Source organism: Elizabethkingia miricola (assembly GCF_001675285.1).
In the GTDB taxonomy this organism is placed as follows: domain Bacteria; phylum Bacteroidota; class Bacteroidia; order Flavobacteriales; family Weeksellaceae; genus Elizabethkingia; species Elizabethkingia miricola.
Genome location: NZ_LSGQ01000001.1, coordinates 37,414 through 61,661, shown reverse-complemented (window position 1 = coordinate 61,661; position 24,248 = coordinate 37,414). Strand labels below are relative to the sequence as shown.

Genomic DNA, 24,248 nt, shown 5'->3' with positions numbered 1-24,248 from the left:
AAGGGCAGCCTTATTTTCGTACTCTTTCATTTCTTATTTTACTTAGAAATTCAGGAGTAATTCCTAAATAAGAAGCAATTTGAGTATTGGGTACTCTGTTGGAAAGATGAGGATATTGTTTTAGAAAATTCTCATAACGTTCGTATGCCGTTGCACTGAAAGTGAGAAGTAATCTGTTTTGAAGCTCAATATATTTATTCTCAATAATAACGCGGAAATTACGGTCGAACTTTGGGAAATTTGTATATAAATACCATAAATCTCCTTTAGAAATTTGTAAGATTACTGAAGGTTCCATTGCTTCGATAAAAAGCCTGGAGGGCTTTTCATTATGCAGGCTGTCAATATCAGCAACCCAGTCATCTTCTGCTGCAAAAGTCAGATTGTATTCCGTTCCGGAATGATCTACTCCGTACATTTTGAAACAGCCTTCTACAACGTACGTGAAATATTTACAGGTATCTCCTTCCTGCAGAATAAACTGTCTGCGTTTTATTCTTTTCTCAACCAGACGACTCGTTAGTGCCTCTGATTCTTTTTCATTCAACGGTAAATATTTTCCAAAATGCTGGATAATGCTTTTCATATAGCCTATAATTCATTTAGTAATTTCTCAGAGCTCCATACTGTTGCAAACTCATCATTCAGATTAGCAAGTGCTGTTAAATGTATTATTTCCGAATCATACTTTTCACCATTGATTCCTGTTCTGTCAAAGGCAGTTGTGGCATCAGAAATTACATAAGTTTCATAGCCATAATTTCCTGCCATTCTTGTAGTGGTCGATACGCAGTGATTGGTCGTTATGCCCGTAATGACAAGAGTATTTATTCCTTCCCTGTCTAGTCTCTCTTTCAAATCAGTTCCTATAAAAGCACTGTTTACTTCTTTTGTAATAACAGGTTCATTATCTATAGGTAGAACATATTCATTGAACTCAAACCCGGGATTTGACTCATGTAATTTTGAACTTGAATTAGTGGAACTGTGCTGAATATGAAATATAGGCAAGCTCAGTTCTCTCCATTTATTTAAAATTGTACCACTTATTTCTTCAGCGTTTTTGTTATTTCTGTTACCGCCCCAATAGTCTTCATCCATAAAACCTTTCTGGATATCTATTAAAATAAGAGCAGGTCTCTTTTCACGTAATTTCATGTGGTAATTTTAAATGATTAATGACTAATCGTTGGTAGTGATTTCCATTCGTGTTCTATATTTTCCATGAGAAGCGCATTGTCAAATTGTATTGTTCCTTCCGGAAAGATGTTTTTGTTCTCAAAAAAGCTTGACTTGATATTTATAACCTCCAGAGGTTTAACTTCCCATTTATAAGTTTCTAATTTTAAGCCGTCAAAATTATTAGCGTTAGGAGAGTAGCCTACAGAACCTTTTTCAAAAAAGTCAGATACATTATTAAGAGTTTTAAAAATAGAATCTTTGTTCAGTTTGTCCGATAACTTTGCATCTATTTCAATTGTTGTATCATCTGAACTTACAAAGTCTAAATGATAATGGTTATCATTTTCATCAACATTAAATTTGGCGAGGTAATGCTTTCCAGGAAATAGTTTCCCTCCTATAAGAGAGTTTAGCCTAAGTGAAGTGTCTCTGCGTGGAATATAAACTCCTTCTTTAGTTACATTATTCTCATCCCATTCTACAGCAATTCGGTGAGCTCCATTCTCGGAATTTACCCCAATAATATTAGGAAAACCTTTAGGTTTTATATTTCTTAATCTTATTAAGCAGATTCCGACTATAGCTTTCCCATCATATAGTTTAGGTCTGAAAGGTTTTGGTAGTATTTTTTGTACATACTCAGGATCAGCAGTATAATTTGCGAGAATTCTTCTTTCTATAATGCCGTGAATAGTTGGTATTTTCATTCAGAATAAAATTAAAATTTATGGAGTTAGAATAAACTTTGCATAAAACTTTTTGCTTCAATATATTCAATGTGACAGCTTTGCGGGATTTCGGTACCGGTTTTATCAAAGAAATGTATAACGAGAAACTGCATTAGATTTTGTGGATGCTCCTGTCGCTTTTTAAAACTGTATTTTTTCTTCTGATCCAGTGGTTGTATTTTTAGCATCTGCTCAGTAACCTGAAAAGTACTCTGTTCCATATCGGTATCAATATTTTTCCATTCAGCACTGAATTGTACAGCATTTTTTGGAAAGACAACAAATTCCAGACTATGTTTTTCCGGATCAAAAGAGATGGCTGATGCGTCGTGCTCATTCCATTGAAATCCTTTCATTAAGGCTAGCCCTTCATTATTCAATAAACCTTTCTCAGTAGTCTTTTTTCCTGGCTGAGATTCCGGATCATGTTTCATAATGTCATGTAATAACTTGGCAACACGGCGGTGAATGTTTTTGTCCTGTATATTTTTCAGTTCATTTTCCAGAGCTGTCCGCAAAAGTTTTCCCATGCGGGAACATCTTCCGAATTCCGATGCATTCTGGGTAACTTTACTGTATTTGGGATCATTTTTAAGATCACCTTTTTTAAAACCGCCTGCCCGGCGGATTACCAGTTTACCATTCATCTGGTAGAAAGAGTAGCCTTCTTTCATGGCTTCACGGATAAGGTCTCTGTTAATTTCCATATCTGCTGTTTTTACAAATTTATATATTTTTTCAGTATAGATATAGTATAGAGATACTTACGAATTAAATTTGTTGAATTCCAACTGCCAAAACTTTTCCTTAAATTTGTATTCCTAAAAATTGTAGACACGGAATGGATTATCTGAAAGGACTTAATGAATCACAATACGAAGCGGTAACAACTATCCAGGGACCATTGATGGTATTAGCGGGAGCGGGTTCCGGAAAAACCAGAGTACTTACCATGCGTATTGCTCATCTTATACAAAATGGTGTAGATCCTTTCAATATTCTGGCACTAACCTTTACCAATAAAGCAGCACGAGAGATGAAAGAGCGTATTGCAAGGGTAGTGGGAGATAGCGATGCTAAAAGTATATGGATGGGAACATTTCACTCCATATTTGCCAGAATACTCCGTATGGAAGCACATTACCTTGGATTTCCATCTAATTTTACAATTTATGACAGTCAGGATGCACTGAATGTTATAAAAAAAGTGCTGAAAGAAATGTCTATCGATTCAGATCTGTATAAACCAAAAAAAGTACTGAACCGAATTTCTCAGTATAAAAACAATCTGATTACAGTAAATGCCTATTTCAACAAACCGGAGCTGATGGAAGCTGATGAAATGGCTAATATGAAGTTGTTGGGTGAGATATACCGTAAATATGTTGAAACCTGCTACAAATCGGGAGCGATGGATTTTGATGACTTGTTGTTACGTACCAACGAGCTTCTAACCAGATTCCCGGAAGTCCTGGCAAAATACCAGGACAGATTCCGTTACATTTTGGTAGATGAGTACCAGGATACCAACCATTCCCAGTATCTTATTGTAAAAGCATTGGCTTCTAAATTCGAAAATTTGTGTGTGGTAGGAGACGATGCACAGTCAATCTATGCATTTCGTGGGGCGAATATTTACAACATCCTGAACTTTAAAAAAGATTATCCGGATGCGGTTACTGTTTCTCTGGAACAGAATTATCGCTCTACCCAGAATATAGTAAATGCTGCAAACGATGTTATTGCTAAAAACCAGCAGCAGTTTAAGAAAAATGTTTTCAGTGAAAACGAACCGGGAGATAAGATACAGGTTTACCGAAGCCTTTCCGATGCTGATGAAGCCAACTTCGTTGCATCACAGATTTTGGAAAACAGTATGCGAAATCAACGTAAATACAGTGATTTTGCAATTCTATACAGAACCAACTCTCAGACCCGTGCATTTGAAGATGCACTGAGAAGAAAGAATATTCCGTATAAAGTATATGGTGGACTTTCATTCTATCAGAGAAAAGAAATCAAGGATTTAATTGCTTATTTAAGACTTCTGGTTAATGAAAACGATCAGGAAGCTTTGCTTCGTATTATCAACTATCCAACAAGGGGTATCGGTGAAACAACGCAGAATAAACTAATTGTTACTGCCGATCAACTGAATATTTCGATGGCTGAATTGCTGAATAATCTTCAGATGTATGGGCCACAGACAGGGTTTAATGCGGGTACACTCAACAAGCTTTCAGAATTCTGGAATATGATCAAAGCCTTTCAGGTGATGATGAAGACAGAAACTGTTTACCAGGTGGCTATGGATGTTGCACAGAAGAGTGGACTACTAAAGCTGCTAAAGGATGATCAAACTCCGGAAGGTGTTTCCCGTATGGAGAACATTCAGGAACTAATGAACTCCTTACAAGGATTTATTGAAGAGCAGCAACAATTAGAAGATGGTGATCCCGGCCTTTCTAATTTCCTTGAAAATATTGCACTCTCTACAGATACTCAGGATAAAGACGATGACAACAATAAAGTATCTTTAATGACTATTCACTTGTCAAAAGGTCTGGAATTCCCTGTAGTGCATATTGTAGGTCTGGAAGAGAATCTTTTCCCATCGTTTATGAGTGCTAATACCCGGGAGGAGCTGGAAGAAGAGAGACGTTTGTTTTATGTAGCACTTACAAGAGCTGAAAAACAGGCTATATTCTCGTATGCAGTTTCCCGTTTTCAGTGGGGTAAAATTACAGATTCCGAGCCAAGCCGTTTCTTAAGTGAAGTAGATACAATGTATCTGGACTTCCTTAATCCGGCAACTGATACCCGATTCAGAAATTCTTCAGGTCTTACCTCTAGTCTTTTTGATGATGCACCACCACCACGTCTGGTGAAAAAGGATGCACCTAAGAAGCTGGCGCCAACTCCGGCTTTAACGCCTAAAAACCTTAAGCCAGTTGCTTCTGCCAAAATTAACAATCCGTCCGGTGGAACCACAGATCATATTGAAGTAGGAGATATGGTACGACATGACCGTTTTGGAGTGGGAGAAGTTGTCTTCCTCGATGGAACGGATCCGCAGAATATAAAAGCAAAAGTATTGTTCCAGCATGAAGGTGAGAAGAACCTGATTCTGAAATTCGCAAAACTGACGAAAATTTCCTAAAGGAATTTAGAAATAAAAAATAGCCTGTCAAGATCTTGACAGGCTATTTTTGTCTATAATAATATTTATTATTCCGCTTTACTTAGTTGTTCTTCTTTTGCAAAAGACTTATTCCATGTAAATAAAATAAGAGCAAAAAGAGCAAAACATATTAGTGTTACGACATTAGTACTCACCAATAATGTATGTATAGTTGCCGGAATAAGTATAGCTTTACTTTTTGATACTGAAAATGTAAGTATTACTGAGAAAACAACACAAAATGCCAGAAACACTCCGAAGCCTCCATATTGTTTAAAATCACTAAAGATTAATAAATGCCAGATTGCCCAGAAAACTCCGGAAATAATTCCCTTTATAACCAGATTAATATTTCCAAGACTTTCTGTTAGGTAACCTCGCCATGTATATTCTTCCATGATATTATAGACCAGCATGAAGGCACAGAAGATAAAAGCCCAAAGGTGCTTATTTATTCCATTGTCATTATTCATGCCGTGTACCGAGTATCCGATAAATAGTATAACAGGAAATAGAAGTGCTTTTATTTTATTGGTGCCCAGAAATGTAATTTCTTGTTTTATACCACCGAATCTGTAAAATAAAAAGGAGATGATTGTCACTGCAATTCCGTGATTGTAATTCCATGTAAAATGCAGATCTGAAAACTGACTTAATAATAGTGTTAAGAGATTAGGAAGCTTTCTGGAAAAATAGGTAACAGAGAGAATTAAGACATAAAAAAGCAAAATTCTTAACCAGTTTACTTTTTTAACTTCATGGATAAATTTCATTCTTATATTTAGTAATGTTATTATAGGAGTTGTTATATTATTTTACACCAGGAATAACGATCAGACTTTCGTTACCAGTGCTGTTTACTGCCTGAACGGCAAAGAAACAATTATCTTTAGAATATGGCAATTTTATAAATGTTTCTTTTGTGAAAAATTTCTTTTGCCATACCGGAGAATCCGTCTCACGCATTAAAACATAATATCCGGTTACTTCACCCGATTTAGGTTTCTCCCAGGAAAGAGAAGTATAATTGGTGAGTTCTTTTACTTCCATTTTTACATTTTCAGGTTTTGAGGGTGATTTTGCCAGATTGGCCAATACAGAAACATTTACTCCTACATTCTTTTTGAAGTAATCGAAATCGATAAACTCAGGTAAATCTCCGTATTGTTTTCCGTTTTCCTTGCGGATATCCTGATGCTGATGGTCGAAATTTTCATTGTATTCAGTAAGTCTTACAGCGGAATAGCCTCTTTCTACAAAGGGAGAATGATCACCCCCTCTTAGAAATCTGTCATTTCTGTATATAAGTTTCACCTGTAGATTATCTACATAGCGTTCACCCGTTTCTTTGATATATCTTGCCAATTGTCGGGCATCGCCGTCATTCTCCAAACCAAGGCTTCTGATTTTCTGAGTTTTTTTATCCAATTCGTATTGAGGTAAGCCCTCAGAAAAAACTCTCAACTGATGTGCATTAATCAGATTGGTTTCGCTGGTCAGATTATTAGAAATCATATCATTATTCAGAAGAGCTTCCAGTTGCCAGTTCTCATTTTTAACCTTTTCGGCCATCATTTTAGATCCCAATAAACCTTGTTCTTCTCCCGAAAAAGCGACAAATATTATAGTTGCCGGAAACTTTGATTTACTCAGAATTCTGGCACTTTCTATTACAGCTGCTGTACCGCTGCCATCATCATTGGCTCCCGGAGCATTGTCTTTTGAATTCATAACATCGCTTACGCGTGAATCCAGGTGCCCGCTAATCATAAAAATCCGCTTGTCATTGGGATCTGTTCCGCGAAGAATAGCAACCGGATTTCCTAAATCTGTTGGTTTATCAATCCTTTTACCGTCTGGTTGTATTATCTGATTTTGTAGGAATGCTTCCATTCTGCCATCTGTATTTTTGGCATAATCTTTAAACTTTCTCAGAACCCAGGTTCGGGCAGCACCGATTCCTCTTTTAGGATCTGTTACAGAACTCATGGTATGGCGGGTTCCGAAGCCTACCAGTTTGTTGATATGAGACTTTAAAGAATCTGTACTTACCTGTGAGACATAATTGGCAATTTCGGCATCTTTAGAAACAACCTGTTGGGCAGAAAATACAGCCGGAACAAGAAGAATGGAGACTATTAGTTTTTTCATGATCAAATATTAACAAATTGAGTAGTATCGGGTAGAAGTACAGGATATATACTTCGTAAAGAAACTTTACAAAGAAAAATAAATTTTCACATATAAACTATATGTTCTGCTTGGATGTTAAAGGAAATCATTAAAAGTCCTAAGGATAAAAATTTGCATTTCTAACAAAATATAAAGCCAACTATATAGTTAACTTTATATTTTTATTATATTTGTTACAAATAATACAGAGAATGGATTTTATTAAAACATTGGGATATAAGGCATTCGACAGCAGGCTTAAGAGAATTAGTGATCGGATGTCACATGATGTAAGGAAGCTATACAAAGAAATTGATATAGATATAGAGCCTAACTGGTACCTTATTTTTATGTTACTGCGGAATAAAGGAGAAATCTCAATTGCTGACATTGCAGAATCTCTGGGCTACACGCATCCATCGGTAGTTGTTATTGTAAAAAAAATGTCGGAAAAGGACTATTTAAATATCCAGAAAGATAAGGATGATAAACGGAAACAATTGGTGTCTTTATCACCCAAAGCAACTGAAATATTACCAGAATTAGAACTAATCTGGCAAAGTTGTGAAAGCGCCATCTTAAAACTTCTTTCAGATGACCTGAATATTTTCTCTTATCTGGATGATATAGATGCGGAGCTAAAAGCAAACTCATTTTATAACAGATTTAAGCAAGAATATCAAAAATCAATAAACACATGAGAACATTTATTTTTTTAGCCACAATATTATGTGCTAATATAATGCTGGTTTCTGCCACACCAACCAAAATCATGATAAGGGCAAAAGCCAGGGATGCGAAATTTATCGGAAGTTCGCTTGGAGGGGCTTATATTATTGTAAGGGATAAGACAAGCCAGAAAATACTTGCTGAAGGAAAGACTACAGGCGGGACGGGAAATACAGATTTAATTATGAAAAATGCCAAAATAAGAGAAACCTCTATTACCGATACCCAGACTGCAGGATTTACCGCGAATATCGATATTAACGAGCCTACTTTTGTAACGGTAGAAGTCATTTCTCCATTTAACAATAAACAGGCTCAGGCAAAAGTAAGCACCGAATTATGGGTAATTCCCGGAAAAGATATTTTAGGTGACGGAATTATACTGGAAATTCCGGGATATATTATCGATATACTTAAACCCAGAACTCACCAGTATATATCGCTGAAAACAATAAAAGATAAACCTTTTCAGTTTCAGACCAATATTGTAATGATGTGTGGATGTGTTATTGATAAAGGCGGTGTGTGGGATTCTGAAGAGATTGAAGTAAAAGGAATCCTAAAGAAAGATGGGAAGTATGTGAAGGATATTAAAATGTCATGGGTGTCAACAAACCTTTTCGAAGGAGAAGATATGATTAACTCACCCGGAAATTATGAACTAACATTATATGCTTACCATGAAAAGACCGGTAATACCGGAGTAGATAAGGTAAATTATGTGGTTTATGAGTAAATATTTTTAAATAAGAGGCTGTCTTAAAAGATGTCATGTTGAGCTCAGTCGAAACATTTTCATTATCAAAGATTTAATAGTCAAATATCCTTCGGCAGGCTCAGTATGACAAAGTTTAATACTTTTGGTTTTTAAGACAGTCCCTGTTTTAATTATACTAATCAGTTTTCAGAACAATGATACCATGTTGAGGTATTTTAAAAGTTTGCTGTTCACCGTATTTTCCCAGATCTTTGTGAAGCCATAGATCTCTGATTTTTGTATTTTGATTTAATCCCAGTTTGGAAGCCGCTAGAGTATAACTAATTTCCTGATCACCACGATTCATAATTGCTATTGCTTTTTGTCCTTTATTCAACATCTTCTGCCAAACTTCTATATTACCATCAGAGATAATGTTTTGAGCCTGTTTGAAAGCTGTGTCCTGATTCAGTGCAATAATTTCTTTATTGGTAAGGATTTCGATAGTAGCTTTGGACATCGACCGAAGATCATTTCCTGCAAGCAATGGCGAATTCAATAAAGCCCACATCGAAAAATGAGTTTTGTCTTCATCATGGCTCATCCCTCGTCCTACCTGAAGCATATCCATATCATTGTAATGCCCTGCAGAGGCATAAGAATAGAGATTTTTATTAAGGTCTATAATATGCAGAATGGAGGAGAATTTTGCACTAATATCTCCTGAAACTCTCCAAGAATCGGCAATTTTAATAGCCCATTCTCCCGGGAACTGCCAACGGCAAACATTGAAAACAATATTAGGATCAATAGACTTTACTTTATTAATGATCTTGGTGTATTCTTCTTGTTCATTCAATTTCATTTGCTCACCACCGCACCAGTCTACTTTTAAAAAATCATATTTCCAATCTTTGAAAAATAAGTCAGCATCCTGATCCAAATGGCCGTATAATCCTACACCAAAACCTTGTTTATCATTATCCCAGATGGAACCACATGTGTTTTTTCCGGCATCTGAGTAAATTCCGGCTTTCAATCCTTTACTATGAATATACGCAGCAAGATTCTTCATACCGGATGGAAATTTTTTATTGTCAGTAATCAGGTTTCCTTTTTCATTTCTGCCTCCGAAATAGCCATCGTCTACATTAATATACCGGTATCCTGCCGCATATAATCCTGAAGAAACTAAAGCATCAGCCTGTTCTTTAATCAGTTGCTCATTAATGTTTATACGGAAATTATTCCAGCTGCTCCATCCCATAATAGGAGGTTTGGCTTTTTGGGAAAACAGCATCGTTCCTGTGACTAAGGCTAAAGCACAGACTGTTTTTCTGATTTGTGTATTCATGATAATTAGTTTTTAGTAAAAATAGATTTTTTATAAGAAACATTAATGACGGATGCTAAATAAAAAATCCTTGTCGGATTTTAAATTACGACAAGGATTATAAATATAAAAAAGTGAATTTTTTACTTCACCAGTTCTTCAAAGAGTTTATCAAAAGTTTTGTCCAGATCTTTACTTTTTCCGGGATGTGGACGCGAGGTCTGAACTACAGCACTTCTTACAGCTGTAAGCCAGCGGAAACGTTCTGGGATTTCCAGTAAGGCAATAGGACCTCCGTTTTTGTCTCCTTTAGCGATGTTCTGAAAACTGATCAGATTCTGGGTAATGTCTTCATAATCCAGTTTACTGTGCATTAAAGAAAATTTGTCCGGGCAGAGATGAAACTCCACACGAATGTATTTTTCTTTCTTGGAGAACATGACCAGTCCAATGTTGAAAAATTCCTCTCTCTCAACCTTTGGCACCAAGCGTATTACTGCGTATTCGTATATTTTATCCTCTTGCATTTTTGGCTTCGTTTACAAAGATTTCAGAATTTTCTAATCGGGTTTTCAGGAACTGGCAATAAACTTCTCTTATTTCTTCCGGAGTTTCGTCCGCATCATTCCAGTGTAACCAGTCTTCAGGGATAAGATTTACAATTTCCCTGAAAATAGCATCGTTCAGTTTTTCCTTAGCAAACTGATTAGCCTCATCCAGCATAGATGCCTGTGGAAGTAAAACGTGATCTTTTACATATTTAAAAGGTGTTTTGGCTGCAGTATCAAAATTCTGCCAGGAGTGGTGGAAATAAAAAGAAGCACCATTGTCTATTATCCATAGTTCCTTATGCCACATCAATAGGTTTGTATTTTTAAACGTACGGTCTATATTGGTGATAAATGCATCCAGCCAAACGATTTTGGAAGCCAGAAGCGGATCTATTTTTATAGTAGAGTCATAAGCAATAGCACCTGAAAGAAAATGCAAGCCAAGATTAAGACCTTCACTAGCTTTTAGAAGATCCTGAATTTCTTCATCTCCTTCACTTCTGCCGAAATCAGCATCCAGGTTTACAAATACAAGCTCTGGAATCTTTAATCCCAGTACCTCTGTTATTTTTCCTCCCAATAATTCGGAAATCAGCATTTTTACTCCATGGCCGGCACCACGGAATTTCAATACATATTTAAAATCATCGTCGGCCTCTGCCAGTGCGGGAAGAGAGCCGCCTTCCCGTAACGGCAGAATATAGCGCATTACGGTAACAGTCCTTATGTCTAACATGATACAAAAATAGTTCTTTTTAGTTTACAGTTGCCAGATTAGAGTTTTGGGTAACGAGTAATGAGTAATGAATCATGTGGCAGATAATAAAAAATATTGCGATATCAATCGCTTCATACTCAGAAAATAGGATCCAATGTATTATACCAAACTGATAACTCTTAACCGAAGACTAGTAACTATTTCTTATCTTTGTTTTATGGATGCAACACAAGACAAAAGGCTCTTTCTTATCGATGCCTACGCAATGATTTTCCGTGGATATTATGCTTTAATCAGAAGCCCAAGATTAACAAGCAAGGGGATGAATACCTCTGCAATCTTTGGATTTACTAATTCATTAATAGAGCTTATAAAAAGAGAAAAGCCAACACATCTTGCTGTTGTATTTGATGTGGGAGGTAAAACCCTGCGTCATGATGACTTTGAAGAATACAAAGCCAATCGTTCCGAAACACCGGAGGCTATTAAAATTGCCGTTCCGTACATCCATCAGATTCTGGAAGCGATGCATATTCCTATTCTTGGGGTAGAAGGTTATGAAGCCGATGATGTTATTGGTACACTTTCTTATAAAGCAGAGAAAGAAGGCTATAATGTATACATGGTGACACCGGACAAGGATTTTGCCCAGCTTGTAACAGATCATGTGAAAATATACAAGCCCGGAATGAAGGGAGGGGATATCGAAATCCTTGGTGTAGAAGAAGTAAAAGCGAAGTATGATATTCAGGATCCAAAACAGGTAATTGATTTCCTGGCAATGATGGGGGATAGTGTAGATAACATCCCGGGGCTGGAAGGCGTTGGTGAAAAAACAGCTAAAAAGTTCCTGCAGGATTATGGTAGCATAGAAAATCTTTTGGCGAATACAGCTGATTTGAAAGGGAAGCTGAAAGAAAAAGTAGAAGCAAGTGCGGAAAGAGGTATACTCTCTAAAAAATTGGCAACTATTATGATCGATGCTCCAATAGATTTCCATCAGGAGCAATACGATCTGGAAGCACCGGATTTTGAAAAAGTAAAAGAAATATTCGAGGAACTGGAGTTCCGTAGATTATATGAAAATATGTACCGTGCTTTTGCTCCGAAAGGAGAACCAGCGCAGGCAACGGCTGAAGAGACCGTAAAGAAAGTTTCACCACAGGCAGAGCAGCTTAATTTATTCTCGAGTTTTGACGAGCTGGATGCAGCAACTTCTTCCAAGAAAGATATTAAGACCAATGATCATATATATCAGTATATAGATTCACCAAAAGCACTTTCGGTATTGGTAAGAAATCTTTTAGAAAAACCTGCATTAGCCTTCGATACAGAAACGACTTCTCTGAATGAGTTGGAAGCACAGCTAATTGGTGTTTCTTTCTCGTATAAAAAAGGTTTAGCCTATTATATTCCGATGCCGGAAGATAAGCAGGAAGCACAGGTTCTTTTGGATATTATGCGTCCGGTTTTCGAGAAAGAAGACCAGATAAAGATTGCGCATAATCTGAAGTTCGACTATAAGGTTCTTCATCAGCAAGGTGTTGAGGTAAAGGGGAAACTTTTCGATACAATGATTGCTCATTACCTGCTAAGTCCGGACGGGCGTCATGGAATGGACTATCTGTCCGAAATGTATCTGGATTATATACCGGTTTCTATTGAAACTCTAATCGGGAAAAAAGGTAAAAAGCAAGGCACATTAAGAGATGTGAGTGTTGCTGAACAAACAGCTTATGCAGCAGAAGATGCTGATGTTACTTTTCAGCTATATGAGTTGTTTGCCCCGCAGTTGAAATCTGAAAATCTGGAGAAACTTTTTACTGAGGTAGAAATGCCGTTGGTAAATGTTTTAGCACGTATGGAGCTTGCTGGAGTTTCGTTGGATAAAGACTGGCTGGCACAGGAAAGCGTAGATTTGGAAAGCGACCTTAAGAAATTGGAACAGGAAATATTTGGACTTTCCGGTGAGGAGTTTAATATGAACTCTCCACGTCAGTTAGGGGATATTTTATTTGAAAAAATGCAGCTTGATCCAAAGGCTAAAAAAACCAAAACCGGACAATATGCAACTTCTGAAGATATCCTGCAAAAACTGGCTTCTAAGCATGAAATTATTAAACATATATTAGAATACCGTCAGTTGCAAAAGCTGAAATCTACCTATGTAGATGCTTTACCTACACAGATTGATGCTTTTGACAACAGAGTACATACCAATTTTTCACAGACTACTGCTGCTACCGGACGTTTAGCAAGTGTTAATCCAAACTTACAGAATATTCCGATCCGTACACTTCGTGGCCAGCAGATTCGTGGTGCTTTCGTTGCCGGAGAAGGGAAAAAGCTGATCTCCGCCGATTACTCTCAGATAGAATTGAGATTAATTGCTGAGATAAGTGGAGAGAATAACATGTTGGAAGCTTTTAATCAGGGAGCAGATATTCATGCTTCTACGGCAGCTAAATTATTTAAAATCCCACTTGAAGAAGTTTCTAAAATACAAAGAAGCCAGGCAAAGACCGTAAACTTCGGAATTATATATGGTCAGGGAGCTTTTGCTTTAGCAGAGCAAACCGGACTTTCCCGTTCAGAAGCAAAAGCGATGATCGATGCTTATTATGAAACTTATCCGAGGCTTCGTGAGTATATGGACGAGCAGGTGAAAAAAGCACGTGATCTAGGTTATGTAGAAACTATTCTAGGGAGAAAACGCCACCTTACTGATATTAACTCCAATAATTTTGTTGTACGTGGCCATGCGGAACGTAATGCTGTAAATGCACCGATACAGGGAAGTGCTGCTGATATTATAAAACTGGCAATGATCAGAATAGACCAACAGTTGGACGAAAAGAAAATGAATACCAAAATGCTGCTTCAGGTACATGATGAATTGGTATTTGAATCTCCGGTAAGTGAAATTGAAAAGGCATCAAATCTTATCAAAACCGAAATGGAAAGCGCATACCCTACAAAAGTTCCGTTGGTGGTGGAAGTAGGAGTGGGAGATAACTGGCTGGAAGCACACTAAGAGATTGGTTAATTTTAATGGAATGAGATAGCGCTTCTCCGAAGCGCCGAAGGTATTAATAATCATAATCTACAGAGATATGGTTCCTAAAGGAACCTTTCTTTATTATAATTATCTTATTATTGATGATGAGATTTTATTAAAGAGAAAGAAAAATATTAAAAAAGCTCCGGAGGAGCATTATCTGTGTAAATAAGACGTGAAATATAATTGGGTATTCCGGAGGAATACTATCTGAAAAATATAGAAATGGCTAATACATATTCACAAATATATATTCAGTTGGTCTTTGCAACAAAATTCAGAGAAAATCTTCTTTCTGAATCAATCAAAGATGAAGTTGAGAAGTACATCTGTGGGATTTTTAGTAACAAAGGCCAAAAGGTAATTTCCATTTATGCAAATCCGGATCATATTCATATTTTATTTTCTTATAAAGATTTAAAAATCTCGATTCCTGATTTGGTAAAAACCGTCAAAGTAGAAACAACTAATTTTATTAATGAAAATAGGCTTTGTCAGGGTAAATTCTTGTGGCAGGAAGGGTATGGAGCTTTTTCATATTCAAAAAATCAGATAAAGAATGTGTCCGATTATATTTTGAATCAGAAAATCCATCATCAGAAAAAAAGTTTTAGAGAAGAGTATATTGAACTTTTAACACAATTTGAAATCGATTATAAAGATGAATATTTATTTGATTTTTTCGAGTGACCTCCTTTGAAATATTCCGAATTTTAATCATTATAATCTACAGAGATATGGCTTTTACAGAAGCCGATTCTAATTAAATTATTTTTACTACATGAAATTTCTTATTGTAATCCCGACACATAATGAAGAAGAGAACGTTTTACAGTGTTTAGAGTCACTGAGGAAACAGTCTTTTCAGGACTTTTCGTGTGTTGTTATTAATGATGGTTCTACAGATAATACCAAAGTTCTTGTTGAGCATTTCATAGAAAATACCAAACTGAATAGAGCTCAGGTTTCTATGTTTACGCTTCATAGCCTGCCTAAATCTGAACATCAGCCGGGTGCAAAAGTGGTAAGGACTTTTAATAAAGGGCTGGAAGGTATAGAGCTGGATGATTATGATATCGTTTGTAAATTCGATGCCGATATTATATTTCCGGAAAACTATTTAGAAAAGGTTAGCAGTGTCTATAAAGAAAAACCAAAATCCGGAATGGTTTCTGGTTTGGTATATATTGAGAAGAATGGAGAATGGACATTCGAAAATCTCTCTTCCAAAAACCATGTGCGTGGTCCAATAAAATCTTATAGGGTAGCATGTTTTAAAGATATGAATGGTCTGCGCCCTGTATTAGGTTGGGACAATATAGATGTTATGTTGGCACAGATGCACGGCTGGGAAGTCATTACAATAAAAGATATCTGGGTAAAACATCTGCGTCCTACAGCCTATAAATACAAAAAGCAGAAAGCTGAAAAGCTTGGGCAGTATTTTTATAACATTGGACTGAATTTTCCATTGGCTTTTGTTTCTTCAGCCAAATCATCACTGAAAAATAAATCCTTATCAGAATTTCTTATTACTATGAAGAGCTTTATGAAGCAGAATACTGAGCGAGTACTCTCACCTCAGGAAATTGCATATATTAGAGGTCTCCGCTGGAACCAGATGCTTCGGAGAAAATAGAACTATAGGTACAAAGTTAGAAGTTAGAACCTTATTAAATGATCTGCTTACTTAAAAGCAAGGTGTCATAAAGAAAACAATCTACTGTAGAAAAAATAAAGCCTTGTCAGAATTGAATCTTGACAAGGCTTCTTAAATATTGATGTTGTATTAATTAATTGCTGTGAGTTCAATAACACTGCTTTTCAGACTGCCATTAAGAAACCATGGAAGTCCAATCTTCATTAAATAATCTCCAGAGAAAGACTTTCCGTTTTGTGGAAGCTGAGGTTTGTTTTCATTTTCCAAATTTAGTTCTTTTAATACATAATTTTTATTAGGATCAAGTCCCTGGAATTGTATTGGGGCGAAGTAATCACCTAGTTGAGGATGCAGATTGTATGTGTAGAGCACCGCTTTATTTTTAGCTTTATCAGTAAGCATCCATGCGGCATAATGATTGTTATAAGGAGCAATTAACCGGTACATATCACCGGTATTAATTATATCCTGTAAATTTTTATAATTTTTCAATGCATTCTGAGATAACTTCAATTCCTCCGGATTCATTTCCTCAATTCGTATATCAAATCCCAATTTGCCGCTCATAGCAACATCCAGCTTGAATTTTAAGGGCTGTTTCCCCCAGCTGGTTACGTGTGCACACTGGATTCCCATAGGGAAGAAGTATGAATATCCATACTGAATAAATATCCGTTGTAATGGATCAGTATTATCACTTGGCCAGAATTCATTCGTGTATTTCAATCCTCCATATTCTGCACGGCCGCCACCACCACTACACCACATTAGTTCTGTATCCGGGTATTTCTGACGGATGCGCTCCAGAACTTTATAAAGTCCAAGGGTATAGTCGATATAGAGGTTATTTTGTTTGTCTTTCAGATAATCCGAAAAAGCATTGGTCATATAGCGGTTACAATCCCATTTGATATAAGCGATATCAGGGTTCTCCTGGAGAATATTATCTACTACTTTAAAAACATGTTCCTGTACTTTAGGGTTGGATAAATCCAGAACTAACTGGGTTCTTCTTAGATTTTCATCTCTGTTTGGCAGTTTCAGAATCCAATCGGGATGTTTTTCATAGAGTTCGCTTTTGGGATTCACCATTTCAGGTTCCACCCATATTCCAAACTTTACATTGTGCTTTTTGGCCTCTTTTACAAAGAAGGGGAGGCCATTTGGAAGCTTTTTCTTGTTTACTTCCCAATCACCAAGGCCGGCATCATCATTGTTTCTTGGATATTTATTCCCAAACCAGCCATCATCCAGAAGGAATACATCTACTCCAAGATTTTGTGCATCTCCCAAAAGACTGGTTAGCTTTTGTTCGTCGAATTTAAAATAAGTAGCTTCCCAGTTGTTTAGTAAGGTCGATTTATTTTCTTTACCCTTATATATACCATAGTTGGTAGCCCATTGGTGCAGGTTTCGGGAAGCTTGCCCCTTTCCGGAATAGGAATAAGTATAGATGAAAGAAGGTGTTGTAAAAGTAGTATTCGGTACCAGTGTATATTCAGAAGCATAATTATTGATACCTGGTAAAATCTGTAACAGATTACCGAAATCCTCACTATATCTGATATTTTCAAAGCCTAGTCTAAAATTACCACTCCAGGCAAGGGTACCTGCGAGCACCTTTCCGTTCTCTTCACCAGCTGGCTGATCTACAGAAAGCATGAAAGAAGGTAAGTCGAAATTGGTTGCACGTGTTCCCAGTTTAGATTCTATATGATGAATTCCTTCAGGTAAAGGAACTTCCTCCATACGCACTTCATTGGCCCAGTCTCCAAAGAAATGAGTCAGGTAATAATTTTTTGAAGACAACTGAAGAAAAGCAGATGTAAAATGTTTTAAGATGACAGCCTTTTTCTCCTGATGCTTAATTTCTGCCCATTGCTCAATAACATTTTCATTTTTATAAGCTTTAAAATTTAAAGTGACGTAGAAAGGATATTGTGGATCTTTAAGCTGAATTTGTGTCGTCTGAATATTGCCTTCGGTTTTGGTATTGTGATTAATATACTGGAGTTCCAGTGACGGATTATTATCTGCATGAAGTACCCCAAGCGATGGTTCACGAACCGGTCCTGACCCCTGAGTAATGATGGCCGGTAGGTTGCTTGGCTTTTTTAGAGTGTAATCGGAAGTATTGGCTAGTGCCTGACCGAAATAAAGCTGTGTGAGTTGTTTTTTCACATTTGCTGTATAGACTAATGCTGTATTCTGTGTAGAGATTACAATCGTAGGTGTTTTGTCCTGTGCCTGCAGCCATCCGAAGCAGGGAAACATGCAGCCAATAATGAATGAACAGAGTGTTCTCATGTGATTTTATATTTATGAAGTCTATGGTTATTTTGAATAAAGATAAATAAAATATATCTATGTGTGTTTAGATTTTAAATAATAGACAAGTATATCTCAGGAAATGATAAATATCCTGAAAAAAATAATGCTATTAAATAAAGCAATTTCTTAATTTTGTCTATTAAACTAATACGTATTGAAGAACATTGCCTACATTGAACTGGATACCCACGCTGAACTCGCCATTAATTTTATAGAGCTTACAAGAGATTCCCAATATTTACATGTAGAATATTTCTTTTCCCAAAAAATACTAGACAGAATAAATGAAAAGGGGAGTCATGTGATTCATGCAGAAGCGGCAACACTCTTAAAAGAATTGGACGGGCGGAAATTTGATGCAGTAATTATAGGAACAGCACATCGCTATTTTAATGTTTTTGAAGAAGTGGCAAGAAACTATCCAACCTTCATTATAGCACATAATCTCAATTTTATTAAAGCTTCCAAAGCCGATATTTTCAGGAATATTTTTAAACAGGACCGTCCGTTCAGGATAAAGTTATGGTTGAAAGAGGGGCTGATGAAGAAAGACAAACTCTATAATGAAGCCAGATCGTTATTCATCCTTGATGAAAATATCGATGAGTTACAATATCCATATGAATTAAGATGGCTGCCTTTATTATATACAAAACATTCTGAGCAGAAGATTCAGCCTAATCTGGTTGCAATACCGGGAACTGTAGACCAGCACAGAAGGAATTATAAAAGAATATTTAATAAAATAAAATACTTTCGCGGAAATTTTACCTTTAGCTTTTTAGGACGAGCAGAAGGAAAAGAGCTGGATAAGCTGAAAAGACTATCGCAGAATCTGCCGGATCATGTTGACATTGAATACTATGATTCCAGAGTTTCTCATGAAGAGTTTGAGAAAAAGATGCAGACTGCAGAAGTGTTGTGGTGTCCTATACAAAAAGAAACTAAATTCTTTGGGATTCCGGAAATTTATGGAAAGACAAAGATGTCCGGAAATATAGGTGATGCAATTAAATATGCAAAGCCTGCAATTTTCCCTAAAAGCTATTCTGCGAGCTATTCCTTTATCTTTAAAGAAAAAAGAGATATTGAGAAACAAATCTCTGAAATAAAAAATAAGCATTACGACTTCGACAGCTTCGAAATAAGTCTTGTCCGCAGGAAGCTGGAATATTTGCTGAGCAATCTTTGATTTTTTCTAAAACTTTTATAAAGAATTTGAAAATAAAAACGAATTCTGTTATATTTGTTAAATATTTCTTAAAATGAGTTTGTACAGCCGACTAGCAGAAAATTTAATGTATCTCTCGCCTTCGTATTACAAACAAAGGTTTTTTAAGAAACTGAATAATATCAGCCTGCAGAATGTTTTGGAAAGAGGTGTGGAGCCGGAGCTGATATGGATAAGAGAATTTCTCCCGAAAGATGCAGTTTTCTTTGATGTAGGAGCTAATGTAGGAGCTTATATATATATGTTGGAGGGACATCTGAAACCGGAAAATATTTATGCTTTCGAACCCAATCCTCTACTTTTTAAACGTCTGAAAAGACTTTTTCCGAAGGTGAATATTTCATCATACGCACTTTCTAATAAAAATACAAAAGCACAGTTTAAAATACCCGTAATAAAAGGGCACAGCAATGCGGCACGCGGAACATTACAAACTGAGCTGAAAGAAGAAGGTGAAAAAAAGACGATTACCAGGACGGTTACAGTAAAGAGGCTGGATGACTGGGCCGAGAAAAATGTTATCGACCGTATTGATTTTATAAAAATAGATGTCGAAGGAAATGAAACCTATACAGTTGCCGGAATGATAGATACAATTCTTCGTCTGAAACCTGTATTGATGATAGAAATTGAACAGAGACATCATAAAAGACCTATATGGGATTATATTCATTATTTCGAACGTTACGGATACAATGCCCATTACCTTGATCGTACAAGTTTTAAACTTGTACCTTTAACTGAGAATGTATGTATGCAGCAAAGTGAATACAATGAAAAGGATAAGCAGCGGTATATTAACAATATAATTTTCCTGCCTAAAAGATGAGTGTTGTAGCAAGACAGAGTTTTAAGTACTCCATAGTCGGATATTTAGGTTTTCTGCTGGGAACCCTTTCTGCAATTTTCGTATTTCCACTTGATATGGATTATTACGGAAAGCTTAGGTATATTTTATCAGCTGCAGAAATTGTACTTCCGTTCATTGTATTTGGATTATCATATGCCAATGTAAAATTCTTTTTATATACCCAAAAGGACGGAAAACAGCAAAATTTATTTAGCTTGTCGCTTTTGATGGTAGTGCTGAATTTCTTACTGTTTACTTTACTTTTACTCCTGGTCAATATGATCAGACCTGATCTGAAAAGCTGGGAACTGTTTGAGAAATTCTGGAGATATAAAGCTATTATTATTCCTATGATTCTGATTCTGGCGGTTAGCCAGGTCTATAATAAGTATATATCAAATTACAAAAGAATCGTTGTTCCCAATATCTTCGAGAATATTTTTCCTAAAATAGCTAATCTTGGAGCTTTCGTTTTATTCTTCTATATGGATGTACCGGAGAAGCCTTCAATGCTTTTCTTTTTGGGCGTTTTTGTTCTGGCACTTATAGGCTATCATATATACCTGAATAAACTTGAGAAGTTCAAACCAGATTTCTCGATGGATTATATTAAAAAAGACAATTTCTGGAAGGAAGTACTCAACTATGGATTTTACGGCTTTCTTGGCAATATTGGAAACTATCTTTCCCTGCGTATTTCCAGTGTTATGATATCCAGTTATATGGATTTTAAAGATAATGGAGTATACGGAATTGTAATTGCTGTTACTTCAGTTCTTACCATTCCTCAGATGGGGCTGTACAATATTTCAGCACCCATGATCAACAAACATTTGGAAAATAATGAAATGGATGAGCTGAATGTATTTCATCAGAAAACATCTTTGTCTTTACTATTTCTGGGATTAGTATTATTTTCCTGTGTACTGGTCGGCTATCCATATCTGACACATCTAATACAGAATGGATTTGAATTACGTGCTGCAGAACCAGTTTTATGGATTACCGGTATAGGATTAATGTTCGATCTTGCAACAGGTTTTAACGGACAGATTATATCCATGTCCAGATACTACCGTTACAATATTGTAGTAACATTATTTTTGGCCGTAATTAATATAGGACTGAATTTTTATTTCCTTAAATATACCAATATGGGGCTTGCAGGAGTAGCATTGGCCACAACTATATCGCTGGCTTTATATAATATAGCTAAAATTGTTTTCAATTACTGGAAATTTAAAGTACATCCTTTTTCTATAGAGATGCTGTATGCTTTAGTACTGTGTTTCCTGGTTGTTTCCATGGTTATCCTGATGCCTAATACAAGTTCCAATCTGTTTAATCTTTTCTATAAACCGGCTGTGGTGCTTCTTTTAATAGGTGTTGCAAATCATTATATGAAGATTGTTTCATTGGATAAATATTTAAACCGAGATTTCTTTAAGAGTATTTCAAAATTTTAAGTAAATTGCGCTAAACTAAAAACAATAACGCATGATTCTTAAAAAAACGACAATTATGGCTTTTGCCATAATGGCATTTGGCCTTGGCGCACAGTCACGAAAGGCGCAGATGGGCAAGCTGGTAACTGAAAATTTTAAATTTGCAGACCAGCAGTTCAAATATCTTATGAAAGGGCTTCCCGATGACAAAGTTCCACAGACTTACGACGCTAAAAGTGGTAAAGTAGTGAACTATGAAAGAACCTGGTGGTGTACGGGGTTTTACCCGGGATCTTTGCTCTATGTATATGAGGAGACTAAGGATCCTGTAATGCTGAAAGAAGCGGAAAGAGTTCTGAAAATTATTGAACCCAATCAGACTTTTACAGGAAACCACGATCTGGGTTTTATGATGTATTGTAGTTTTGGCAATGCATATAGAATTACCAAAAATCCTGAATACAAAAAAATTATCTTTAATTCTGCAGAAGCATTATCTACCCGTTACAGACCCTCTATCCATGCAATCCAGTCATGGAATAAAAATGCAAGATTCGACTGTCCGGTGATTATCGATAACATGATGAATCTTGAAATGTTGAACTGGGTAAGCCAAAACGGAGGTGATAAAAAATACCAGGAAATTGCAGTTACACACTCCAATACGACAATGAAGAATCACTATCGCCCGGATTACAGTTCTTATCACGTACTGGATTATGATCTGAATACAGGTGAAGTTATAAAGAAAAAAACCTGGCAGGGCTATTCTGATGAGTCTGCATGGTCTCGTGGACAATCTTGGGGATTATATGGTTATACGATGATGTATCGTTTTACTAAAGATCCAAAGTATTTGGATTTTGCCAACAAAATTGCCAATTTCATTCTGACAAACCCGAATTTGCCAAAAGATAAAATTCCATATTGGGATTTTAATGCCCCGGATATCCCGAATGCACCACGCGATGCTTCTGCAGCAGCACTTATGGCATCTGCCTTCCTGGAACTGGGACAATATACAAAAGGAAAAGAACGTCAAAAATATCTTGATAATGCAGAGCAGATATTAATTAACCTTTCCAGTCCGGCTTACAGAGCTAAACTTGGCGAAAATGGAGGTTTCCTGCTTATGCATAGCACTGGAGCATTACCATTGAAATCAGAGATAGATGTTCCTTTGGTATATGCAGATTATTACTTCCTTGAAGCTTTGAAGCGTTATAAAGACTGGTATTTGTAGAACCTTGCAGATTATAAAATGAAATCATTTACATTATTGACAATAGGCTTTGCAGGAGTACTGACTTTTGCGCAGACAAAGCCACTGCTAAAGTTGCAATTAACCAATGGGCTTGCCGTTGAGAGAAAGCAGCAATCGGTTGAAGTTTCTGCAGCTACAGTAGCGGGAATAAAAAATAAAACATTTGTTGTTAAAAGCAATCAGACAGAGATTCCATATCAGTGGCTGTCAGACGGGAAGTTGCTGTTACAGGCAGACTTTAAGCCTAATGAAAAAAAACAGATAATTTTCACAGAAGGGAATCCATCTCAGAATGAAGCTAAGGTTTACGGGCGCTTTGTTCCGGAAAGATATGACGATTTTGCATGGGAAAACGATAAAATTGCTTTCCGTATGTATGGTAAATCTTTGGAGAAAGTTCCCAATCAGAATGCTTGGGGTATGGATGCCTGGTCGAAGCGTACTAACAGACTGATATTAGATGAATGGTATAAGCTCAACAACTACCATAAAGATAATGGTGACGGATTAGACTTTTTCCATGTTGGAAGCTCTCTTGGAGCGGGGGATATATTACCATTTATCGGGGATAAATTTACCTATTTAGGAAATTATCAAAGTTATAAGATAACGGAAAAAGGACCGCTTAGATTTACTTTTCAGTTAGAATATCCGGAAGTAAATGTAGATGGATATAAAATTTCGGCAGTAAAAAAAGTAAGCCTTGATGCCGGATCTCAGCTCAATAAAGTTGAGGTTACATACACATTTGGTGGACAGTCTGCACTTCCTGTATTTGCAGGTCTTGTACATTGGGATGGAAAAGGTGAAAAGACAGTGGATGACACCAAACATATTGCAGCTTACTGGCCGGAAGATTCTAAAGAAGGTATTGTTGGAACAGCAGTAATCTTCCCGGGTTCTAAAGTAAAGATTCAGAACACCCTGAAGCATTTAGGAGAAAAGGTTGTACTAAAGAATAATCAGAAGTTCACATTTTACAGTGGTGCTGTATGGAGTAAAGCAGGGCTGATCACCAATAATGAAAGTTGGGTAAAATACTTAGAGCAGTTTGCTAATAAATCTATAAATCCTGTAAAGGTTACTAAAATGTAAAAATCGAAAGGTCAGAAGAATTC

The 24,248-nt window shown here is 36.4% G+C and carries 21 protein-coding genes; 11 read left to right on the top strand and 10 right to left on the bottom strand.

What is annotated here, in order from left to right; all coding sequences use genetic code 11:
• Positions 1 to 10: 10 nt before the first annotated feature.
• The 4 genes from ATE49_RS00280 to ATE49_RS00265 are packed head-to-tail and all read right to left on the bottom strand — an operon-like array spanning position 11 to position 2,617.
• A complete protein-coding gene (locus tag ATE49_RS00280; protein WP_059155400.1) occupies positions 11 to 586 on the bottom strand; it encodes a Crp/Fnr family transcriptional regulator in 576 nt (191 codons plus the stop codon).
• A 5-nt stretch (positions 587 to 591) separates the two neighbouring features.
• The gene (locus ATE49_RS00275) at positions 592 to 1,158 is read right to left on the bottom strand and encodes a cysteine hydrolase family protein (protein ID WP_065080651.1); all 567 of its coding nucleotides are present in this window, start codon (positions 1,156 to 1,158) and stop codon (positions 592 to 594) included.
• A 17-nt stretch (positions 1,159 to 1,175) separates the two neighbouring features.
• On the bottom strand, positions 1,176 to 1,889 hold the full coding sequence (locus ATE49_RS00270; protein ID WP_065080650.1) for a DUF2071 domain-containing protein: 714 nt from the start codon (positions 1,887 to 1,889) through the stop codon (positions 1,176 to 1,178).
• A 26-nt stretch (positions 1,890 to 1,915) separates the two neighbouring features.
• Positions 1,916 to 2,617, bottom strand: a complete 702-nt coding sequence (locus tag ATE49_RS00265; RefSeq protein WP_065080649.1) for a hypothetical protein — start codon at positions 2,615 to 2,617, stop codon at positions 1,916 to 1,918.
• Between the two features lie 134 nt (positions 2,618 to 2,751).
• Between ATE49_RS00265 and ATE49_RS00260 the strand changes: the two genes are divergently transcribed.
• Positions 2,752 to 5,070: an ATP-dependent helicase gene (locus ATE49_RS00260; protein ID WP_065080648.1), complete on the top strand. Its 2,319-nt coding sequence runs from the start codon at positions 2,752 to 2,754 to the stop codon at positions 5,068 to 5,070.
• 68 nt (positions 5,071 to 5,138) lie between these two features.
• On the opposite strand, the gene ATE49_RS00255 is transcribed toward ATE49_RS00260, so the two are convergent.
• Together ATE49_RS00255 and ATE49_RS00250 are read right to left on the bottom strand one after the other, a co-directional pair.
• Positions 5,139 to 5,864 (bottom strand): CPBP family intramembrane glutamic endopeptidase, encoded by a 726-nt coding sequence (locus ATE49_RS00255; protein WP_233174360.1) that lies wholly within the window; start codon positions 5,862 to 5,864, stop codon positions 5,139 to 5,141.
• Positions 5,865 to 5,901: 37 nt separating this feature from the next.
• Positions 5,902 to 7,242: a M28 family metallopeptidase gene (locus ATE49_RS00250; protein WP_065080647.1), complete on the bottom strand. Its 1,341-nt coding sequence runs from the start codon at positions 7,240 to 7,242 to the stop codon at positions 5,902 to 5,904.
• Between the two features lie 233 nt (positions 7,243 to 7,475).
• On the opposite strand from ATE49_RS00250, the gene ATE49_RS00245 reads away from it, so the two are divergent.
• Positions 7,476 to 7,964, top strand: a complete 489-nt coding sequence (locus tag ATE49_RS00245) for a MarR family winged helix-turn-helix transcriptional regulator (protein ID WP_065080646.1) — start codon at positions 7,476 to 7,478, stop codon at positions 7,962 to 7,964.
• Complete coding sequence (locus tag ATE49_RS00240; protein ID WP_065080645.1) at positions 7,961 to 8,728, top strand: hypothetical protein; 768 nt, start codon at positions 7,961 to 7,963, stop codon at positions 8,726 to 8,728. Before ATE49_RS00245 ends, ATE49_RS00240 begins: the two co-directional genes overlap by 4 nt.
• A 157-nt stretch (positions 8,729 to 8,885) precedes the next feature.
• Here the strand turns inward: ATE49_RS00240 and ATE49_RS00235 are convergent, their stop codons facing one another.
• The 3 genes from ATE49_RS00235 to ATE49_RS00225 all read right to left on the bottom strand — a co-directional run bounded on the left by ATE49_RS00235 (position 8,886) and on the right by ATE49_RS00225 (position 11,309).
• Complete coding sequence (locus tag ATE49_RS00235; protein WP_065080644.1) at positions 8,886 to 10,043, bottom strand: glycoside hydrolase family 27 protein; 1,158 nt, start codon at positions 10,041 to 10,043, stop codon at positions 8,886 to 8,888.
• Positions 10,044 to 10,165: 122 nt separating this feature from the next.
• Positions 10,166 to 10,549, bottom strand: coding sequence for a DUF3037 domain-containing protein (locus tag ATE49_RS00230; protein WP_035591304.1), 384 nt, complete (start codon positions 10,547 to 10,549; stop codon positions 10,166 to 10,168).
• Entirely contained in the window at positions 10,536 to 11,309 is a 774-nt protein-coding gene (locus ATE49_RS00225) for a HipA family kinase (protein WP_065080643.1), read from the bottom strand. Before ATE49_RS00225 ends, ATE49_RS00230 begins: the two co-directional genes overlap by 14 nt.
• Before the next feature lie 199 nt (positions 11,310 to 11,508).
• Between ATE49_RS00225 and polA the strand changes: the two genes are divergently transcribed.
• From polA to ATE49_RS00210, 3 genes are all read left to right on the top strand, one after another.
• The gene (polA, locus tag ATE49_RS00220) at positions 11,509 to 14,325 is read left to right on the top strand and encodes a DNA polymerase I (RefSeq protein WP_065080642.1); all 2,817 of its coding nucleotides are present in this window, start codon (positions 11,509 to 11,511) and stop codon (positions 14,323 to 14,325) included.
• Positions 14,326 to 14,574: 249 nt separating this feature from the next.
• Positions 14,575 to 15,039 carry an IS200/IS605 family transposase gene (gene tnpA / locus ATE49_RS00215; protein ID WP_065080985.1) on the top strand — a complete coding sequence of 155 codons (465 nt, stop codon included), beginning with the start codon at positions 14,575 to 14,577 and terminating at the stop codon, positions 15,037 to 15,039.
• Between the two features lie 91 nt (positions 15,040 to 15,130).
• Positions 15,131 to 15,988, top strand: coding sequence for a glycosyltransferase family 2 protein (locus ATE49_RS00210; RefSeq protein WP_065080641.1), 858 nt, complete (start codon positions 15,131 to 15,133; stop codon positions 15,986 to 15,988).
• Positions 15,989 to 16,138: 150 nt separating this feature from the next.
• On the opposite strand, the gene ATE49_RS00205 is transcribed toward ATE49_RS00210, so the two are convergent.
• The gene (locus ATE49_RS00205) at positions 16,139 to 18,316 is read right to left on the bottom strand and encodes an alpha-galactosidase (protein WP_260255529.1); all 2,178 of its coding nucleotides are present in this window, start codon (positions 18,314 to 18,316) and stop codon (positions 16,139 to 16,141) included.
• 178 nt (positions 18,317 to 18,494) lie between these two features.
• Between ATE49_RS00205 and ATE49_RS00200 the strand changes: the two genes are divergently transcribed.
• The 5 genes from ATE49_RS00200 (at position 18,495) to ATE49_RS00180 (ending at position 24,225) form a co-directional block, all read left to right on the top strand.
• Positions 18,495 to 19,532: a hypothetical protein gene (locus tag ATE49_RS00200; protein WP_065080639.1), complete on the top strand. Its 1,038-nt coding sequence runs from the start codon at positions 18,495 to 18,497 to the stop codon at positions 19,530 to 19,532.
• Positions 19,533 to 19,605: 73 nt separating this feature from the next.
• Complete coding sequence (locus ATE49_RS00195) at positions 19,606 to 20,400, top strand: FkbM family methyltransferase (RefSeq protein ID WP_065080638.1); 795 nt, start codon at positions 19,606 to 19,608, stop codon at positions 20,398 to 20,400.
• On the top strand, positions 20,397 to 21,887 hold the full coding sequence (locus tag ATE49_RS00190; RefSeq protein WP_065080637.1) for a lipopolysaccharide biosynthesis protein: 1,491 nt from the start codon (positions 20,397 to 20,399) through the stop codon (positions 21,885 to 21,887). The genes ATE49_RS00195 and ATE49_RS00190 overlap by 4 nt, the downstream gene beginning before the upstream one ends.
• Before the next feature lie 31 nt (positions 21,888 to 21,918).
• Positions 21,919 to 23,109: a glycoside hydrolase family 88 protein gene (locus ATE49_RS00185; protein WP_065080636.1), complete on the top strand. Its 1,191-nt coding sequence runs from the start codon at positions 21,919 to 21,921 to the stop codon at positions 23,107 to 23,109.
• 18 nt (positions 23,110 to 23,127) lie between these two features.
• The gene (locus ATE49_RS00180; RefSeq protein WP_065080635.1) at positions 23,128 to 24,225 is read left to right on the top strand and encodes a DUF4861 family protein; all 1,098 of its coding nucleotides are present in this window, start codon (positions 23,128 to 23,130) and stop codon (positions 24,223 to 24,225) included.
• Positions 24,226 to 24,248 lie beyond the last annotated feature (23 nt).

Excerpts from the sequence above, each read along its gene's own strand:
- ATE49_RS00250 (WP_065080647.1), bottom strand. The coding sequence starts at position 7,242 with ATGAAAAAACTAATAGTCTCCATTCTTCTTGTTCCGGCTGTATTTTCT.
- ATE49_RS00225 (WP_065080643.1), bottom strand. The coding sequence starts at position 11,309 with ATGTTAGACATAAGGACTGTTACCGTAATGCGCTATATTCTGCCGTTA.
- polA (WP_065080642.1), top strand. The coding sequence starts at position 11,509 with ATGGATGCAACACAAGACAAAAGGCTCTTTCTTATCGATGCCTACGCA.
- ATE49_RS00255 (WP_233174360.1), bottom strand. The coding sequence starts at position 5,864 with ATGAAATTTATCCATGAAGTTAAAAAAGTAAACTGGTTAAGAATTTTG.
- ATE49_RS00280 (WP_059155400.1), bottom strand. The coding sequence starts at position 586 with ATGAAAAGCATTATCCAGCATTTTGGAAAATATTTACCGTTGAATGAA.
- ATE49_RS00275 (WP_065080651.1), bottom strand. The coding sequence starts at position 1,158 with ATGAAATTACGTGAAAAGAGACCTGCTCTTATTTTAATAGATATCCAG.
- ATE49_RS00185 (WP_065080636.1), top strand. The coding sequence starts at position 21,919 with ATGATTCTTAAAAAAACGACAATTATGGCTTTTGCCATAATGGCATTT.
- ATE49_RS00265 (WP_065080649.1), bottom strand. The coding sequence starts at position 2,617 with ATGGAAATTAACAGAGACCTTATCCGTGAAGCCATGAAAGAAGGCTAC.
- ATE49_RS00195 (WP_065080638.1), top strand. The coding sequence starts at position 19,606 with ATGAGTTTGTACAGCCGACTAGCAGAAAATTTAATGTATCTCTCGCCT.
- ATE49_RS00180 (WP_065080635.1), top strand. The coding sequence starts at position 23,128 with ATGAAATCATTTACATTATTGACAATAGGCTTTGCAGGAGTACTGACT.
- ATE49_RS00230 (WP_035591304.1), bottom strand. The coding sequence starts at position 10,549 with ATGCAAGAGGATAAAATATACGAATACGCAGTAATACGCTTGGTGCCA.
- ATE49_RS00205 (WP_260255529.1), bottom strand. The coding sequence starts at position 18,316 with ATGAGAACACTCTGTTCATTCATTATTGGCTGCATGTTTCCCTGCTTC.
- tnpA (WP_065080985.1), top strand. The coding sequence starts at position 14,575 with ATGGCTAATACATATTCACAAATATATATTCAGTTGGTCTTTGCAACA.
- ATE49_RS00270 (WP_065080650.1), bottom strand. The coding sequence starts at position 1,889 with ATGAAAATACCAACTATTCACGGCATTATAGAAAGAAGAATTCTCGCA.
- ATE49_RS00240 (WP_065080645.1), top strand. The coding sequence starts at position 7,961 with ATGAGAACATTTATTTTTTTAGCCACAATATTATGTGCTAATATAATG.
- ATE49_RS00190 (WP_065080637.1), top strand. The coding sequence starts at position 20,397 with ATGAGTGTTGTAGCAAGACAGAGTTTTAAGTACTCCATAGTCGGATAT.
- ATE49_RS00235 (WP_065080644.1), bottom strand. The coding sequence starts at position 10,043 with ATGAATACACAAATCAGAAAAACAGTCTGTGCTTTAGCCTTAGTCACA.
- ATE49_RS00210 (WP_065080641.1), top strand. The coding sequence starts at position 15,131 with ATGAAATTTCTTATTGTAATCCCGACACATAATGAAGAAGAGAACGTT.
- ATE49_RS00245 (WP_065080646.1), top strand. The coding sequence starts at position 7,476 with ATGGATTTTATTAAAACATTGGGATATAAGGCATTCGACAGCAGGCTT.
- ATE49_RS00260 (WP_065080648.1), top strand. The coding sequence starts at position 2,752 with ATGGATTATCTGAAAGGACTTAATGAATCACAATACGAAGCGGTAACA.